Raw genomic sequence first — 16047 nt, 5'->3', positions numbered from 1 at the left:
TTTTTGTTTTGGAAAGCGGATGGTTAGGCGGCGCTGTCCGCCTGCCGCGCAACCTTGCCTGCAAGCACCGCCTGCTCGACAAGCGCCGCCACCTCGTCGGCCACCACCAGCACCGGGCCACGACCGCGGGTGGCCCTCGCAATCACCATCAGCCCTTCCAGCGAGGATTCGACCAGCAGTGCCAGGGCATGCGCCCGGCGTTCGGGCACTCCTGCCCTGACAAAGGCCTGTCGCAGCAAGCCGATCCATTGCTCGAAAGCCGATCGGCAGAGTTCCGCCAGTTCCGGCACATCGGTGGGTGAATCCAGCACCACCGGCGCGATGGGGCAACCCAGCGAAAAATCATTGTCCTCCAGCATGCGCCCGACCGACTGGTAGATGTGATGGACGGCCACTGCAGGATCGCTCTCGGCTGCCAGCGCTTCGCCCAGCCTTTTCGTGACGTCGGCAACGCTGTTGCGCGTCACCTCGATGACCAGTTGGTCCTTGCCGCCTGGGAAATGAAAATAGAGCGAGCCGCGCGGCGCCCCGCTGGCGCCCAGAATGTCGTTGAGCGAGGTGCCGTGATAGCCGCGCTGCCTGAGCAACAGGCCTGTGGTCTCGAGTATGCGGGTGCGGGTGTCGTTGGCCATGTCAACCTCTGTCAGCAGTGACGCATTATAGGCCTTGCCATGAATATGACAATCGGTCTATATAATATGTAGATCAGTCTATATATTATTTAGGAGAGTGACATGCGCAGCTACCGTCTTGAAGGGTTTGGTGGAACCGAATCCTTGGCCATGCGCGACGAGGCGCGGACGGAACCGAAACCGCATGAGATCGTGCTGCGAGTCCGCGCCGCCTCGCTCAATCGGCGCGACACGATGATCCTTGGCGGCACCTATCCGTTGCCGCCGCGGCAAGGCATCGTGCCGCTGAGCGACGGCGCCGGTGACGTCGTCGCAATCGGCGATGCCGTCACCCGTTTTGCCGTCGGCGACCGCGTCACAGGCAGCTACTTCGCCCGCTGGATCGATGGCCGCATCAATGCCGGTCTGATCGACCAGCTCGGCTGTACGCTGGACGGCATGCTGACTGAGTTTGCCATGCTCGACGAACAATGGGCGGCGCGACTGCCCGATCATCTGAGCTGGCACGAAGCGGCGACGCTGACCTGCGCCGGCGTGACGGCCTGGAACGCGGTGACGGGGACCCGGATACCGAAGCCTGGTCAATGGGTTCTCACCATCGGTTCGGGTGGCGTTTCGCTGTTTGCTCTGCAGTTCGCCAAGTTGCTCGGCTGCCGGGTTGTCGCCATCACATCGCGCGCGGAGAAGGCCGACAGGCTGCGGGCGCTGGGCGCCGACCTCGTTGTCTCCAGCACCGACATACCGGAATGGGGCGGCTGGGCGCGCGAGCAGACAGGCGGCATCGACCTCGTCGTCGAAACCGGCGGCCCGGCCACCTTCGCGCAGTCGCTGATTGCCAGCACGCTTTATGGACACATCGTGCTGCTGACGCTGCAGGACGCCAGTGGCAGATCGATCGAGATGCCGGCAGCGCTTTATCAGCGCAGCCTCGCCACCATCAGCCGCCTGTTCGTCGGCAGCCGCAGCAATCTCGAAGCCATGCTGCGCGCCGTGTCGCAGCATCGCCTCAAGCCCGTTATCGACAGGGTCTTCCCCTTTGCCGAAGCCCCCGAAGCGTACCGCCACTTCCAGCAGGGCGACGTGTTCGGGAAGGTTGTCATCGACTGCGCCTGACCCAATTGCCCGCTTTTCAACCCCGAACCAGGAGAACGACCATGACCATCCGTGAAGCTTCCGCAGAATGGCAAGGCACGCTGAAGGAAGGCGGCGGCCGTCTGCGGCTTGGCAGCGGCGTCTTCGAAGGCGCCTATTCCTTTCCGTCGCGGTTCGAGAACGGTCCGGGCACCAATCCCGAAGAGCTGATCGGGGCAGCACATGCCGGCTGCTTCTCGATGGCGCTGACCTTCATCCTCGGCCAGGAAGGCCACGTCGCCCGCACCATCCGCACCGTCGCCAAGGTGCATCTCGGCGCGACCGCGGCCGGGCCGACGATCACCCGCATCGAGCTCGAAACGGAAGCAGAGATTCCCGGCCTTCAGCCTGCCGAATTCCAGCGTATGGCGGAGACGGCGAAGACGACCTGCCTTGTCTCTCGCGCTTTGGCCGGCGTTACAACCATCACCCTCAAGGCCGAGCTGGCCGCCACCACTGCCACGGAACAATGAAAACCAGGAGATATGAGATGAGCCAGGACAGCATCACGAGCATTCATCCGGGCGACCACTCTAGCCAGACGGCCGAGATCATGCGTCGCTTCAACGATGTGTTCCAGTTGCACGATCCGTCCGCGCTTGCCGAGTTGGTGGCGCAGGATTGCGTTATCGAAAACACCGTGCCGGCGCCGGACGGCGCCCGCCATGCCGGCAAAGAGGCATGCATTGACCTATGGTCGGCGATCGCCACCCAGCCCGGCACGCGCTTCGACCTCGAGGAAACCTTCGTCGCCGGTGAACGGGCGACGATCCGCTGGCGCTACTTCATGGCCGACGGCAACTCCATCCGCGGCGTCAACCTGATGCGTGTCGCGGACGGGCTGATCGTCGAGGCGATGGGTTACGTCAAGGGATAGAAGCGTTGTCACGGAGGTGGCGCAAAAGCGCGCAGGCAGTGAAACGGTGCTCACCAAACTGAGCGAACTGATGTTTGTCGACGTGTTGCGCCGTTACTTGGAATCGCTGCCGCCACAAACCACGGGATGGCTGGCTGGCCTGCGCGATCCGCACCTGGCGAGGGCACTGGCGCTGATCCACGACCGGCCGGCGCATAACTGGACGGTGGAGGCGCTGGCGAAGGACTCCGCGCTGTCGCGCAGCGTGCTCGCCGAACGCTTCACCAGGCTGGTCGGCATGCCGCCAATGCATTATCTCGCCAAATGGCGCATGCAGATCGCCTCGGAGCTGCTCAGCGCCGGCTCCAGCAACATGGCCAGCATCGCCGCTGAAATCGGATACGAATCCGAGGCAGCGTTCAGCCGCGCCTTCAAGAAGATGATCGGCCTTCCGCCCTCGGCCTGCGTCTAGGCATCCGGACCGGATCCGGAACGACGAAGAGTAGGCCGAGGCCTGGCAGCTCCTGTTCTATCGATCAGCCAGCGCCAGCTTGGCGCCGAGCATGACAAAGGCGCCGGCGAAGGTGCGGCGCATCCAGGTCAGCACCATCGGCCGCGACACGACATGGCTCCGGATCGAGGCGGCAAAGATGCCGTAAGCGACGAAGACGACGAAGGTCAGCAGCATGAAGACGCTCGAGAGCTCCAGCATCTTGGCAAATGCGTTCGGTTCGGTCGTGCTGACGAATTGCGGCAGGAAGGCAAAGAAGAAGATCGACAGCTTCGGGTTAAGGATGTTGATCAGGATGCCGGAGGTGATGACCTTGGCTGCCGAGCGGGGTGCCGCGTTTTCATCGACGCTCAGGCCGCCCTTCTCCTTCAGCGTGTTCCAGGCCATGTAGAGGAGATAGGCGACGCCGAGATATTTCAGCGTCTCGAAGGCGACAGCACTGGTGTGCAGCAGCGCCGCCAGGCCGGTAATGGCGGCGGCCATATGCGGGATGATGCCAAGCGTGCAGCCGAATGCAGCAGTGATCGAGGCGCGCGCCCCGCGCGAAAGGCCGGCGCTCAGCGTGTAGAGAACGCCGGTGCCGGGCGAAGCCACGACGATCAGCGACGTCAACAGGAATTCGATGCTCATGGTTCCTCCAACGCCCTGCCCGTGGTCGAAGCTATCGGGGGATGTGGGATGAGGCAAGGTGGGCGTCGGCTAGATCGTTGGCATCCCGTGCGCCTTGCGCGCCATCAGGCAATCGTCGCCGCCAGGCATGCAGGCGTGGCAGACGTCCGGGCGGATCTCGTAGATGCCGCAGGCCGTGTGCTTGCCGATCTCGCCCGTAAGCGCCGAACAGCGCACGCCCTCGCAGCGCATGCCGGACAGGTCGGCGGACACGAACTTTTCCGGAATCCGGTCAAGTTGCGCATCGTCCTCGGTCGAGAAGCGCGGCCATTCGGCCGAGTAGGAGCAGCAGGCGCCGCAGCTCTGGCAATCGAAAACCGGCTGGTCGTCCTGTTTTGACGACCGGATATCCCTGGCGGCCAACGCGACCAGCCCAGGCGCTGCGAGATTGCGATCGGCTTGGTGCGGCAAGGCGCTATTTCTTCTTGCCTGCCTTGCCCTTGGGCGTGGCGGCTGGCGCCTCGAACAGATCGGTCGCCGACGGTTCGGCGGCCTTCGGCGCGGCAGCGGGATTGGCCTGCTTTGCAGTGGCAGCAGCCGGCGCTGCCGGCTGGTCCTTGGTGGAAAACTTTATGGCCATGTCAGTCCTCGTCGGAAAAGCGGGATGATGGTGCGCGCGGATTGCGCAAGCGGCCGATCAGCGCCGAGACCGCTGTGATGTTCATTTCCTCGGGCGACCAGTTCCTCGCCTCGGCAATGTGGTGCGCCGCCAATTCGCGATGCGTGCTGCCGCTATAGGCGGCATCCTGGTAGGTCACGCGCTCCTGGGTCTTTTTGTCCTCGCGGACATATTCGACCAGATAGTTCGGGGCTTCGGCACGGCCGCGCACGCCGACGCGCACCTGGGCATCGCCATGCGCGCGCTTGCAGCGCTCGAGCTTTTCCAGCACACGGCGGACATATTCGACCGGCTTGTCCAGGCCCGGGACCATGGACGCTATGGTCGCATCGGCATCGATCGGCGTCGGCGGTACGCGCTTGGTGGCCATCAGCGTTTGCCTGCCCGCTTCGGCAGCGCCGCAAGGGCTGCGGCCGCTGCCATGTCGTCGGCTTCCTTTTCCTTGCGCAGTTCGCGCAAGCGCGCGGTCTTGGCTTCGCGCGCCTCGCTGACGGCATCACGCTCGGACAGGATGCGGTTGAGTGACATCGACTGGGTTTGCGTCTTGCTGAACAGCGAGCCGGCCTGTTCGGCGGTCTTGGATTGAGTGGTCAAAACTTTCTCCTGTCGGGAGCCTGGTGCCGATAGAGCGAGACCGGGCTTCGGTCACGACCAATGCGATACGGCATCGGGGCAATATGGGCGGTTCAGATTGCTGGATCGTCCCTTAGCACGTTCCGGCCGGCGTGCGGCGCACTTTTAGCGGCATGACGCATAAAATGAAAAAGGCCAGGCACCGCCTGACCTTCCATGAAAGCGCCGCGCATCCAGTTGGATGCGCAAGGCGCTCCTTTCAGCCTTTCATCGGTGCCAGTACATCCGTGGTCACCGGAAGGCCGAATTCCTTATCAGGCCGCCTTCAACTGGTCGGCGGACATCTTGCCCGACTTGTTGTCGCGGGTCATCTCGTAGCCGAGCTTCTGGCCCTCGACGATGTCACGCATGCCGGCGCGCTCTACGGCCGAGATGTGGACAAAAACGTCGGCGGAGCCGTCGTCAGGCTGAATAAAACCAAAACCTTTGGTGGCGTTGAACCATTTCACTGTGCCGGTGGCCATGAAGAACCCTTTCCCTGGCAAATATTCGTTCACCATCGTGCGACTGCACAACAGCGTTTTGTCTCGATTTTTGATGGGGAAGTTCGTCAAAGGCGCGCATCATGCGCGGATAACAAAAGTCGGTCAAACAAATATCGACATGTTTCTTATAGACTTCTTTTAGCGCCGAGTCAATTTCTGGTTTGGCCGGAGCCAAAATTCAACCTGAGGATGCCTGAGGCATAAGCCTCAACTGACGAGGTGGCGGAGCTCAAGGCGTTCCAAAATATTCAACGCCCCGGAACCAATCGGCAAGCCGGCGCATTTCCGTGGTGTCAGCAATTCAGAGAACAATCTCGGTAATGCTGGCAAAAGAACGCCTCCCGCACATTAAACGGTGCGAGAGGCGTTCTTGTATGTGCCCTTGTCTGACGCAATTCCCAAGGGAAAACCGTTTCACACTTTTCCTTAAACTCACGCCGGCGGCCTACAGGATCGCGCTGATCAGCGGCAGGATCTCGTAGCGGAAACCGCGGCCGGAGCTCGACACCGGATCGCCGTCGGTGACCGCTCTTGCCTCGGCTTCGCTGCTGACACGCAGGATCAGCAGACCCCAAGGGTCGGCCGGGTCGGCGACCGGCCCGGCCAGGATCATGGTGCCCTCGGCAAGCTTGCCGCGCAGATAGTCGGCATGCCGGCCCATCAACTCCCTCTCCTCCTCCGTCAGGGTGAAGGCGAAGTCCGGCCGAGGCGGGATCAGCCGGCAGTGGAAGATTGTTGGCGCGGTAGTCTCACGCGGTCCATCATTGCTGGCCATCGGTCACTCACCGTATGTCATTAGTGGTCCTATTCGTCCGGGCCGGGTTCCGGCCAAGTCTCCTTCGCTGCTTCCGCATACCAGTGCCGCATCGCCGGCGTTGCCAACACGGCGTCGACGTAGGCGCGCGTGTCGGGCGCGAGCTTGCCGCCATAGGTGTCGAAGCGGGTGACGACAGGTGCATACATGGCATCGGCCGCGGTGAAATGACCGAACAGGAAGGGGCCGCCCTTGCCGTATTGTTCCCGGCACTGGCGCCAGATCGTTTCGATGCGCGCGCGCTGCATTTCGCCTTCGGCGTCGAGCGGCTTGTGGCCCTTCGGCCGGCGCAAATTCATCGGCCAGCCATAGCGCACCTCGCGAAAGCCGGAATGCATCTCGGTCGCCACCGAGCGGGCCAGCGCTCGGGCGCCGATATCCTGAGGCCAAAGCTTTTTCTCCGGAAACAGGTCGGCGAGATATTCAAGGATGGCAAGGGTTTCCCAGACAATCCTGCCATTGTGATTCAACACTGGCACAAGGCCGGTGGGCGAGACTTTCGCCAGAGCGGCAAAGGTTTCGGGCGTGCGCAGGCGCACGAAACCTTCCTCGAACGGGATATCCAGATGCTTCATCGCCACCCATGGCCTCAGCGACCAGGACGAAAAGCACTTGTTGGCGATGATGAGCGTAAATTCAGCCAAGGCGGTCTCCCCAAAATTTCGTCACACTAGTCACACGATACGACGCGGCAAAGCGTTTCGGCGACCTATAAGCGACCAGATGCGACGATGATCGGCCGCCCAGGGAACCTAAGCCAAGCCGGCCCGTTTGCCTCCTGCGAAGGAATCCCCAGAAATCCTAGGAGATGTAAAGATGGTGAACAAGGATCAGGTTGCCGGCGTGGCCAAGCAGGCCAAGGGCTCGGTCAAGGAGGCCGGCGGCAAGGCGACCGGCAACAGGCAGACTCAGGCCGAAGGCACTGCAGACAAGACCGCCGGCAAGGTGCAGAAGGTCTATGGCGACGTGAAGGACAAGATCAAAAAGGCGCTCTGACCCGATCTCGCAGGCAATGAGGAAGGCGGCTCAAGGCCGCCTTTTTCTTGTCAGAGGCTGACGCTCTTGCTGAAGGCGCTGGTGAACTTGACCTCGCCGTGGTCGCCGGCCGCCTCGCCCAGCACTACGTCCATGCTGTCCCCGGTTACCCTCACCAGCGCGAAGCCGCCCATATAGGCGGCCTTCGGCTTGAACAGGTCGAGGCCATCGCTTTTGTAGATCATCGGCACTTCGTGCTGATGGCCATGGAAGATGGCGATGACATTGTAGCCCTTCAGCGCCGCCAGCAGCGCCTGGCGGTCGGCCTCGCTCCACCAATGCGGCGCGCCTGCGCCGTCATCGTCATAGGTGCGCTTGGCCGGGTCCCAGCGCTCGACCGAGAAAGTGTCCCAGCCATAGTGCTGGAACAGGATGACGGGACGGCCATCCGCCGCGTAGGTCGCCAGATCCTGCTTCAGCCACGGCAGGCTGCTCACCGCGCCGTGGCCGGTGTCGCCGGCAAACCGGTGGGTCTGGACGAGATGCAGGCCGCCCCAGTCCCAGGAATAGCAGTCGGTGTCGACATCGTATTCGGTGGCCGGCACCGGGGGCTTGAAGAACACGCCGGGGCGGTGGTTGACCTCGACATAGTCGCGCAATTCGCGCCGGTACCAGTCGACGTGCGGCGGCGAGCCGTTCTGGTCGAGATCGTGATTGCCGAGGCCGACATAGACCGGCATGTGCACGCGATCGGGACCGACGCCCTGTTGATAGCGCTGGCTGAACTGCAACAGTTGCGTGCCTTCGCTGGGCTCGGTGATCTGGCCGCCGCCATCGTCGGTGATGTCGCCGCCGACAACGAGGCCGAGCGGCGCATCGATGCGGCTGCCGGCCGAACGCAGGCGGGTTGCAACGCCATCGATCTCGACTGGCCATTGCCGGCCGGCCAAGCCATTGAGGACAGCGACATTGCGCAACAGCGCGGCATCGGTCTTGCCTTCCTCCAGGCAGTTGGGGCTGAGGCCGCTCGACATGCGGCAGGCATGGACATCGGCGATGAACAGAAAGGTGGCGTCGATGGGCTGGATGCGCTTGCCGGTCTGGCCAAGCGCGGCGCGCGGCAGCATGCCAGCCATGGCAAGGCCGGCTGCCTGTGCGAGGAAATTGCGACGGGAGAGGACGAGCTTGCGATTCATGACCTGAAATTCAGCACAGCCGGCGCCCCACCGTCCAGTTGCCAAGAATGGCAGGTCGACACGGCACTGAGGCTCTGGCATTTCTTGGGTCATGCTGGCGCGCAGCAAATACAAGCAGAGGGGAGGATTTCATGAGAGCCGTTTCGATAGGCGTGGTGCTGGCTGGGTTGCTGCCGGCGGCTGCGGTGCATGCCGCCGATTGTGTCGACGCAAAATCGGCCAAGGCCGGCTTCGTTCTGGAAATGCCTGGCGTCCGCAGCGAGTTTCGGCCGGTGGCCGGCGGCATGGTGTCCGTCGCCAACAACTACGAATCGCAATCGCCGCAGACACAGTTCCTGTTTGCCGGCCTGGTCGAAGTGTTTCGCGACAGCGATACCGGACGGGTGGCGACGATTCCGTTTTCCGATCTGCGAAAACTGTTTCCGCTGAAGACGGGAGCCAAGAGCACGATCGAATTCGTCGAGTTGTCACCGAACAAGCAGCCGAAGAGCACCAAGACACTGAGCCTGGTCGTCAAGGGCAAGGAGACGTTTAACGTCGGCGGCTGCAAATACAACGTGCTGGCGGTCACGGAGACCTTCAAGAACGGCGCCGGCGAGACGCTGGACACATTTACCGCGCTTTATGCGCCCGATCTGCAAGCGTCTCTCGCCCGGCGCTACGACGAAGGGACCAGCGCGGAATCGGTGAACGGTTACGACACGATCAAGCCGCTTTCCAACTAGAACAGCGCAGTTCCGGCCTCAAGGTTCTCCCGGCCGCAGCAGGATCCTGCGACGCCGCTTCGCTCTGCTCGGGATTGGCGGCTTTGAGCTGCCCTGAAGTTCGGCCAGGCAATCGCGCAGCACGCTGGCATCCTGTGCCGCCTTGGCCATCGACATGGCGCCGGAATAGGCGGCGATGGCGAGTGCCGCAAAGCGCTCGGGGTCGGTGCCCTGCTCCCTCCCCGACTGCTGGTCGGCTCGCACCTTGTCGGCAACCGCCTGACGCCATCCGGCAAAGATATCGTCCAGAGCGGCGCGGAAATCCGGGTCAGCGAGCGACAGTTCATGCGCCAGATTGTTAAGCGGACAGCCGCGCACGAAGCCTTGCTGCTCAAGCTCGGTCGCCACCGCCTCGAACACCGCGCGCACGCCTTCGCGCGCCGAGCCTGCCGCCCGTACAGGGTTGATCCAGGTTTCATCGAGGGCCGCTGCCACGCGCTCCTCGATCACCGCCAGAGCGAGCGCCTTCTTCGTCGGGAAATGATGATGCAGCGCGCCGCCGCTGACGCCTGCGGTCGTCATCAGCTCGCCAAGGGCGGATGCATGATAGCCACGCGCCTGGAACGACGCTTCGGCGACATCGAGCACCTTGTTGCGCAGCCCTTCGGGATCGTTGGTGCGTTTTCGCGGCGGCCCTTTCGGAGCCCGAGCAATCTCTGCTGACATTTGCCAACGATAGCAGATTGACAAAACAGGACAACCGGTCTGTTTTATAAACCGGATGATCATCCTGTTTTTGGAGACGACACAATGACCGTACCCCTGAATGCGCCTGCGACGGCAAGCCTGCTCGCTTCGCCTGTCGTCGAGTTGCGGCAGTACACGCTGAAGCCGGGCCGGCGCGAGACGCTGATCGACATCTTCGACAGTCGGTTCATCGAAGGCCAGGAACACGCCGGCATGACCATCATCGGACAGTTCCGCGACCTCGACCGCCCCGACATATTCGTCTGGCTGCGCGGCTTCGATGGCATGGAAGCGCGGAAGCAGGCGCTCACCGCCTTCTATGACGGGCCGGTGTGGACGGCGCACCGCGACGCCGCCAATGCGACGATGATCGATTCCGACGATGTGCTGCTCTTGAAGCCGGCATGGCCAGGCGCCGGCTTCGATCTGTCAGGCGCGCAGCGAGGCGCCATGCCGCCGGATGGAAAGCTGAGCGCAGACAATCGCTTGACCGCTATCGTTGCCATCCAGATTCATCATCTGCGGTCTGGCGCCGAAGCCGATTTCGCCGGCAATTTCGAAACGGACGCCGTTCCGGTCCTTATCGGCGCCGGCGGACGGTTGCTTGGCGCCTTCATCACCGAGCACGCTGAAAACAGTTTTCCCCGCCTGCCGGTGCGCTTGAGCGAAAACGTCTTTATCGCGGTGACGGGTTTCGACAGTCCCGAGGCGCATGCCAGTTACGAAGCCGCAGTTGCCGCTTCGCCCCAATGGCAAGCGGCCGATGTGACGTGGCGGACCGAAACCTTGCGCCTGACGCCGACGTCGCAGTCGCTGCTGCGGTAACCGGATCGGCACGCGGCCAACCGAAGTTCATACTGAGCGATAGGCCGGCGGCTTGACCGCCCTCGCCGATCGGCATTGCTTCGTGACGCGGGCAACAGCGAGAGCATTCGATGCGACTTGGCATTCAATGAGACTTTCTGGCAAGCGAGCACTGGTGACCGGCGGCTCGGACGGCATCGGCCTGGCCATATCGGAAGCTTTCTTGCGCGAGGGCGCCGACGTGCTGATCATCGGCCGCGACACCAGCAAGCTCGAGACCGCCCGCGAGACACTTGCGGCGGCGGGCAACGTCGGCACCCAGTCGGCCGATCTCTCGACCTCTTCCGGCATCGATGCCGTGGTCGATCGCGCGAAAGCAACCGGCCCGCTCGACATCCTCGTCAACAATGCCGGCGTCGCTTATCTGGTGCCTTTCGAGACCGTCACCGAGCACCAATTCCAGCAATCCTTCGCGCTCAATGTGACGGCGGCGTTCTTCCTTACCCAGCGGCTGCTGCCGCATCTCGGCGCCAACGCCTCCGTCATCAACATCTCGTCCTACTTCGCCGACAAGATGATCCCGAAGCGGCCGTCGAGCCTGTATTCCTTGTCCAAGGGCGCGCTGAATTCGCTGACCAAGTCGCTGGCCTTCGAGCTTGGTCCGCGTGGCATCAGGGTCAATGCGATTGCGCCCGGCACGGTCGACACCGCCATGCGGCGCAAGTCGATCGACAACCTGCCGGCGGCAGCGCAAGCCGAGCTGAAAACCTATGTCGAGCGCAGCTACCCGCTCGGCCGCATCGGCCAGACCAGCGATCTTGCCGGCATCGCCGTCTATCTGGCCAGCGACGAGGCGGCGTGGACCAGCGGCGGCATTTTCGCGATCGATGGCGGGTATACGGCGGGGTGACCGTTTGGACGGCCCTCGGCCTCGAACAAGCGGAGCACTTGACCAAACTTCCGATACCGCGTCTGTCTGCAGATTGAGCAATGCTTCAGACATTCGTGGTGCCATGCCGTCTATCGATCCACTGATCCTCTTCTACACAACGTTCTTCAGCAAACCCGTCGATATCGCGTCGATACAGTGCGAAATGCCCGGGCGGTGGACACTGGACAAACGACGGATTTCCGAGGCCGCGGCAGTCGTCTTCCATATTCCGAACTTTCGCGAAGTTGGCGATGCCTACAAATACCCTGGTCAATATTGGGTCGCCTGGTCGATGGAATGCGGCCAAAACTACAAGCGACTTGCCGACCCCAAATTCATGCGGCACTTCGATATCATCATGACGCATGAATCCCGGTCCGATGTCTGGGTACCCTACCTTCCGCGTGCGGTGTGGTGGAAAGATGCGCTGGCCAGACCAATCGTGCCGAAAACGGAAGAAGCGCCGGTCGCACTCTTCCAGTCGGCCGGCCTGAATTATAGCGGCCGTGTCGATTTGGCGAACGAACTGGCGCGCCACATCAAGATCGATTCTTATGGCCGATATCGCAACAACCGATCGGTCTCTGGCCCCGATCTGGGCTCGAAGACCAAGATCGAAACCATTGCGCGGCACAAATTCTGCCTGGCCATGGAGAACTCGATCGAGGCCGACTATGTCACCGAGAAAATCTATGACGCGTTCATGGCGGGCACGGTGCCGATCTACCTTGGCGCTCCCAATGTGGACGAGTTCGTTCCGGAGCACTCCTTTATTGACGCCAGTGCCTTCGCCAGCGCCAGCGATCTTGCAGCCTATCTCCAGCACCTGATCGCAACGCCGCAAGACTACGAGGCTTATTTCGACTGGCGCTCAAAGCCATTGCCCGACAATCTCGTCAAACGGGTGCAATCATTGGAAACACCCGCGTTCTGCAGACTGATGAGCGTCGTGCGCCAGCGTCTGGAGGCGCGGACAAGCACGCCTTCCGGACGGCGAACACTTCCGTTCGGCTATAGATCCTATCTCAGGACAAAGCTGCGCCGTTGGAGGAAAAAGGTTCCGAGCTGACGGTCCGCGATCAGGCGCGCTTTCAGCAAAATACGGAGGACAAAGAGCGTCACTTGCGACGTCGAGACGGCTTCGACCTTGCCGCCATGCATCTTGGAAATCTCCGAGGCCATGTGGAGGCGCTCCCAGGGTGGACTTGAAATTCTCGGCTTCGCGATCCGAAGCTCGATCCGGATGCGATGCCGGATTTTGGTCGGGAAACTGAACAGAAGGACAAGTGCATAAGCTACCTCATCGCTGCTGTTGCCAGTGAGACGCCGGCACGGATGGTAGTTTGTGTGGCAGCGTCGCTCGTAGGTAGACGTGAATTGCGCATTGCTGATCCTGGGGGAAGTTTGCGTAGAGCAATCCGCCAGCTCGACATGATCTTATCGAGCTAAATCCGCAAGTTTCCGTCCACTTTATGGGATCAAGCCGCACTGAGGAGCAATTTCCTTCAGACGAAAGTGGAGGGTGCAGGATCCCGAAGGACGGCGCTACTGCTTCAACCGATTTACTGCCTGCCGGCCGCAATCTCTGCTTGAAGGCCATTGTGCAACGCGATACGCCGTTGCCAAATTCGATCGTCGGAGAGACAAGTGACCGCTGCCAGGACCAGAACCGAAACCGACACGTTCGGCCCCATCGAGGTTGCCGCCGACCGTTACTGGGGCGCGCAGGCGCAGCGTTCCCTCGGCAATTTCAGGATAGGCTGGGAAAAGCAGCCGGCCTCGATCGTGCGTGCGCTCGGCATCGTCAAGCGAGCGGCGGCGGAAGCCAATATGGAGTTGAAGCGGCTCGATCCGGCAGTCGGCAAGGCGATCATCGAGGCGGCGCAAGAGGTGATCGACGGCAAGCTGAACGATCATTTCCCGCTGGTCGTCTGGCAGACCGGCTCGGGCACGCAGTCCAACATGAACGCCAACGAGGTGATCTCCAACCGGGCGATCGAACTTCTGGGCGGCGTCATGGGCTCGAAGAAGCCGGTGCACCCTAACGACCACGTCAATATGAGCCAGTCGTCGAACGACACCTACCCGACAGCCATGCACATCGCGTGCGCCGAGCGCATCGTGCACGATCTGCTGCCGGCGCTGAAGCATCTGCACGCTGCGCTCGAGGTCAAGACGAACGCCTTCGCCCACATCATCAAGATCGGCCGCACCCATACGCAGGACGCGACACCCCTCACGCTGGGCCAGGAATTTTCCGGCTACGCCGCGCAGGTGGCCTCTTCGATCAAGCGCATCGAGATGACGCTGCCCGGCCTGCAGGAACTGGCGCAGGGCGGCACCGCCGTCGGCACCGGCCTCAACGCGCCGGTGGGCTTTGCCGAAACGGTGGCGGCGCGCATCGCCGAAATCACCGGCATCGCCTTCGTCACCGCGCCGAACAAGTTCGAGGCGCTCGCCGCGCATGATTCCATGGTGTTCTCGCATGGCGCCATCAACGCGGCGGCCGCCGCCCTCTTCAAGATCGCCAACGACATCCGCTTCCTCGGCTCCGGCCCGCGCTCGGGCCTCGGCGAACTGTCGCTGCCGGAAAACGAGCCGGGTTCCTCGATCATGCCGGGCAAGGTCAACCCGACCCAATGCGAGGCTCTGACGCAGGTCTGCGTGCAGGTGTTCGGCAACAACGCCTCGCTGACCTTCGCCGGCAGCCAGGGCCATTTCGAGCTCAACGTCTACAACCCGCTGATGGCCTACAACTTCCTGCAGTCGGTGCAGTTGTTGGCCGACGCCTCGATCTCCTTCACCGACAATTGCGTCGTCGGCATCGAGGCTCGCGAAGACAACATCAAAGCCGCGCTCGACCGCTCGCTGATGCTGGTGACCGCGCTGGCGCCGACGATCGGGTACGACAATGCCGCCAAGATCGCCAAGACCGCGCACAAGAAGGGCACCACCTTGCGCGAGGAAGCACTGGCCACTGGGCTGGTCAGCGAGGCAGACTACGACCGGCTGGTGCGGCCGGAGGACATGACGCATCCGGGTTAAGCGATTCCAGGGAAAGTGCCTTGCGTTTCCCCGGGAAGCGCGCAGCCCTCTTCTTGGGGATTGCGTCAACTAGAAATCCGAATTTTGTGGCGGGACAATTTGCTCCCGCCGCTGCTGGCCGCGACAAGAATTTTGCGTCGGTCGAACGATCCCGAAATGTACGTCCTGTGAACAATGTGTCGCCGGACTGGCGGCTTTGGTGAACAGTCGGCTTGGTCTATCTGACGGGACATCAACCCTTTTCGGAGAGCCACCATGTCCATCAACACTTCCGCTGCCGGCGCCGGCATCGCGTCCAACAGCTCCACCACCATCCTGCTCGGCCGCATCCTGCTCGCCGCCATCTTCCTGCTTTCCGGCTTCGGCAAGCTCACCGCCATTTCCGGCACCGCCGGCTATTTCGGCGCCATGGGCCTGCCGGTGCCGACCGTAACGGCCATTGTCGTCGGCCTGATCGAATTGCTCGGCGGCCTTGCCGTGCTCGTTGGCTTTCAGACCCGCATCGCCGCCTGGGTGCTCGCGGTCTTCACCATCGCCTCGGCCTTTGTCGCCCATACCGGCTGGGCCGACCAGAACCAGATGATCCATTTCCTGAAGAACGTCGCCATCACCGGCGGCTTCCTGCTGCTGGCTTCCTCAGGCCCTGGCACCTACTCGATCGACGCCAAGCGCGGCTGAGCTTTCCCTTCCCAAGCCTGAAAAAAGCGGCGTGGAATTTTCCACGCCGCTTTTTCGTTGTCTGCCCAAGCGCACGCTCGACCCATCCCTGCTAGGATCGGTCTCGAAACAGCCGGCGGACAGACATCGGAGATGACCATGCCCCGCGATGCATTGCTTCTGATTTCCCGGCTGCTGCTCGCCGTCCTGCTCGTTCCCTCCGGCTACCACGCGCTCGCCGACATTGCCGGGACGACCGGCTATTTCGCCGGCCTCGGCATGCCATTGCCGACGCTTGCCGCCTGGGGCACCGGGCTGTTCGAGTTGATTGCCGGTCTCTTGGTACTGGTCGGCTTTCAGACGCCGGTCGTTGCGATACTTCTTGCCGCTTTCTGCGTCGTTGCAGGCTCCATCGGCCACTACGGCCAGGGCGGCGATGACCCGATGCTCACCTTCCTGCACCAGCAGATGCTGATGAAGGATATTGCTATCGCCGGTGGATTCCTGGCGCTAGCCATGGCCGGCGCCGGGGCCTGGTCGATCGATGGGCGCCGCGCCGCGGTCTGATATCGTCAAATATCGTCCCAGGTTGATTCCTCGCCGAGGCAGGTCGACCCCCACTCCGTCTCGGCTTCGCC

At 62.4% G+C, this 16047-nt stretch carries 23 protein-coding genes; 12 read left to right on the top strand and 11 right to left on the bottom strand.

Features of this window, described 5'->3' with window-relative positions; all coding sequences use genetic code 11:
• Positions 1-23: 23 nt before the first annotated feature.
• On the bottom strand, positions 24-632 hold the full coding sequence (locus NKJ78_RS00590; protein ID WP_352562289.1) for a TetR/AcrR family transcriptional regulator: 609 nt from the start codon (positions 630-632) through the stop codon (positions 24-26).
• 102 nt (positions 633-734) lie between these two features.
• Between NKJ78_RS00590 and NKJ78_RS00585 the strand changes: the two genes are divergently transcribed.
• From NKJ78_RS00585 to NKJ78_RS00570, 4 genes are read left to right on the top strand one after another with little or no spacing between them, the layout of a single operon-like run.
• Positions 735-1745 (top strand): zinc-dependent alcohol dehydrogenase family protein, encoded by a 1011-nt coding sequence (locus NKJ78_RS00585; RefSeq protein WP_352460576.1) that lies wholly within the window; start codon positions 735-737, stop codon positions 1743-1745.
• A gap of 41 nt (positions 1746-1786) precedes the next feature.
• A complete protein-coding gene (locus NKJ78_RS00580) occupies positions 1787-2236 on the top strand; it encodes an OsmC family peroxiredoxin (protein ID WP_023705715.1) in 450 nt (149 codons plus the stop codon).
• 17 nt (positions 2237-2253) lie between these two features.
• Positions 2254-2640: a nuclear transport factor 2 family protein gene (locus NKJ78_RS00575; RefSeq protein ID WP_023735849.1), complete on the top strand. Its 387-nt coding sequence runs from the start codon at positions 2254-2256 to the stop codon at positions 2638-2640.
• Positions 2641-2686: 46 nt separating this feature from the next.
• Entirely contained in the window at positions 2687-3091 is a 405-nt protein-coding gene (locus NKJ78_RS00570) for a helix-turn-helix transcriptional regulator (RefSeq protein ID WP_352460574.1), read from the top strand.
• A gap of 57 nt (positions 3092-3148) precedes the next feature.
• On the opposite strand, the gene NKJ78_RS00565 is transcribed toward NKJ78_RS00570, so the two are convergent.
• From NKJ78_RS00565 to NKJ78_RS00530, 8 genes are all read right to left on the bottom strand, one after another.
• Entirely contained in the window at positions 3149-3760 is a 612-nt protein-coding gene (locus NKJ78_RS00565; protein ID WP_023689918.1) for a LysE family translocator, read from the bottom strand.
• Between the two features lie 69 nt (positions 3761-3829).
• Entirely contained in the window at positions 3830-4210 is a 381-nt protein-coding gene (locus tag NKJ78_RS00560; protein WP_023715196.1) for a YkgJ family cysteine cluster protein, read from the bottom strand.
• A gap of 4 nt (positions 4211-4214) precedes the next feature.
• Complete coding sequence (locus NKJ78_RS00555; protein ID WP_352460573.1) at positions 4215-4379, bottom strand: hypothetical protein; 165 nt, start codon at positions 4377-4379, stop codon at positions 4215-4217.
• Position 4380: 1 nt separating this feature from the next.
• A complete protein-coding gene (locus NKJ78_RS00550) occupies positions 4381-4788 on the bottom strand; it encodes a hypothetical protein (protein WP_023671504.1) in 408 nt (135 codons plus the stop codon).
• Positions 4788-5012 (bottom strand): hypothetical protein, encoded by a 225-nt coding sequence (locus NKJ78_RS00545; protein ID WP_023712741.1) that lies wholly within the window; start codon positions 5010-5012, stop codon positions 4788-4790. The genes NKJ78_RS00550 and NKJ78_RS00545 overlap by 1 nt, the downstream gene beginning before the upstream one ends.
• Before the next feature lie 293 nt (positions 5013-5305).
• Positions 5306-5515 carry a cold-shock protein gene (locus NKJ78_RS00540; protein ID WP_023671502.1) on the bottom strand — a complete coding sequence of 70 codons (210 nt, stop codon included), beginning with the start codon at positions 5513-5515 and terminating at the stop codon, positions 5306-5308.
• A 466-nt stretch (positions 5516-5981) separates the two neighbouring features.
• The gene (locus tag NKJ78_RS00535; protein WP_352562288.1) at positions 5982-6311 is read right to left on the bottom strand and encodes a YciI family protein; all 330 of its coding nucleotides are present in this window, start codon (positions 6309-6311) and stop codon (positions 5982-5984) included.
• 29 nt (positions 6312-6340) lie between these two features.
• Positions 6341-6994: a glutathione S-transferase family protein gene (locus NKJ78_RS00530; protein WP_023689914.1), complete on the bottom strand. Its 654-nt coding sequence runs from the start codon at positions 6992-6994 to the stop codon at positions 6341-6343.
• A 172-nt stretch (positions 6995-7166) separates the two neighbouring features.
• Between NKJ78_RS00530 and NKJ78_RS00525 the strand changes: the two genes are divergently transcribed.
• Positions 7167-7346: a CsbD family protein gene (locus NKJ78_RS00525; protein ID WP_352460571.1), complete on the top strand. Its 180-nt coding sequence runs from the start codon at positions 7167-7169 to the stop codon at positions 7344-7346.
• Between the two features lie 50 nt (positions 7347-7396).
• On the opposite strand, the gene NKJ78_RS00520 is transcribed toward NKJ78_RS00525, so the two are convergent.
• Positions 7397-8521: a metallophosphoesterase gene (locus NKJ78_RS00520; RefSeq protein ID WP_352562287.1), complete on the bottom strand. Its 1125-nt coding sequence runs from the start codon at positions 8519-8521 to the stop codon at positions 7397-7399.
• A 131-nt stretch (positions 8522-8652) separates the two neighbouring features.
• Between NKJ78_RS00520 and NKJ78_RS00515 the strand changes: the two genes are divergently transcribed.
• Positions 8653-9246 (top strand): hypothetical protein, encoded by a 594-nt coding sequence (locus NKJ78_RS00515; RefSeq protein ID WP_023739202.1) that lies wholly within the window; start codon positions 8653-8655, stop codon positions 9244-9246.
• An 18-nt stretch (positions 9247-9264) separates the two neighbouring features.
• Here NKJ78_RS00515 and NKJ78_RS00510 read toward each other — a convergent pair whose 3' ends face one another.
• Positions 9265-9951 carry a TetR/AcrR family transcriptional regulator gene (locus NKJ78_RS00510; RefSeq protein WP_023739201.1) on the bottom strand — a complete coding sequence of 229 codons (687 nt, stop codon included), beginning with the start codon at positions 9949-9951 and terminating at the stop codon, positions 9265-9267.
• A gap of 84 nt (positions 9952-10035) precedes the next feature.
• Between NKJ78_RS00510 and NKJ78_RS00505 the strand changes: the two genes are divergently transcribed.
• The 6 genes from NKJ78_RS00505 to NKJ78_RS00480 all read left to right on the top strand — a co-directional run bounded on the left by NKJ78_RS00505 (position 10036) and on the right by NKJ78_RS00480 (position 15976).
• Positions 10036-10797 (top strand): NIPSNAP family protein, encoded by a 762-nt coding sequence (locus NKJ78_RS00505; protein WP_023739200.1) that lies wholly within the window; start codon positions 10036-10038, stop codon positions 10795-10797.
• A gap of 127 nt (positions 10798-10924) precedes the next feature.
• Positions 10925-11686, top strand: coding sequence for an SDR family NAD(P)-dependent oxidoreductase (locus tag NKJ78_RS00500; RefSeq protein ID WP_023727885.1), 762 nt, complete (start codon positions 10925-10927; stop codon positions 11684-11686).
• 4 nt (positions 11687-11690) lie between these two features.
• Positions 11691-12776, top strand: coding sequence for a glycosyltransferase family 10 domain-containing protein (locus NKJ78_RS00495; protein WP_352460569.1), 1086 nt, complete (start codon positions 11691-11693; stop codon positions 12774-12776).
• 578 nt (positions 12777-13354) lie between these two features.
• The gene (gene fumC / locus NKJ78_RS00490) at positions 13355-14752 is read left to right on the top strand and encodes a class II fumarate hydratase (protein WP_352460568.1); all 1398 of its coding nucleotides are present in this window, start codon (positions 13355-13357) and stop codon (positions 14750-14752) included.
• A 255-nt stretch (positions 14753-15007) separates the two neighbouring features.
• Entirely contained in the window at positions 15008-15430 is a 423-nt protein-coding gene (locus NKJ78_RS00485) for a DoxX family protein (protein ID WP_023697721.1), read from the top strand.
• A gap of 138 nt (positions 15431-15568) precedes the next feature.
• Positions 15569-15976 carry a DoxX family protein gene (locus tag NKJ78_RS00480; protein ID WP_352460567.1) on the top strand — a complete coding sequence of 136 codons (408 nt, stop codon included), beginning with the start codon at positions 15569-15571 and terminating at the stop codon, positions 15974-15976.
• Positions 15977-16047: the final 71 nt, after the last annotated feature.

The organism is Mesorhizobium sp. M0037, assembly GCF_040323635.1.
Taxonomy (GTDB): domain Bacteria; phylum Pseudomonadota; class Alphaproteobacteria; order Rhizobiales; family Rhizobiaceae; genus Mesorhizobium.
The sequence above is the reverse complement of the archived record's forward strand: the minus strand, read 5'-3'. Positions and strand labels throughout refer to the sequence as shown.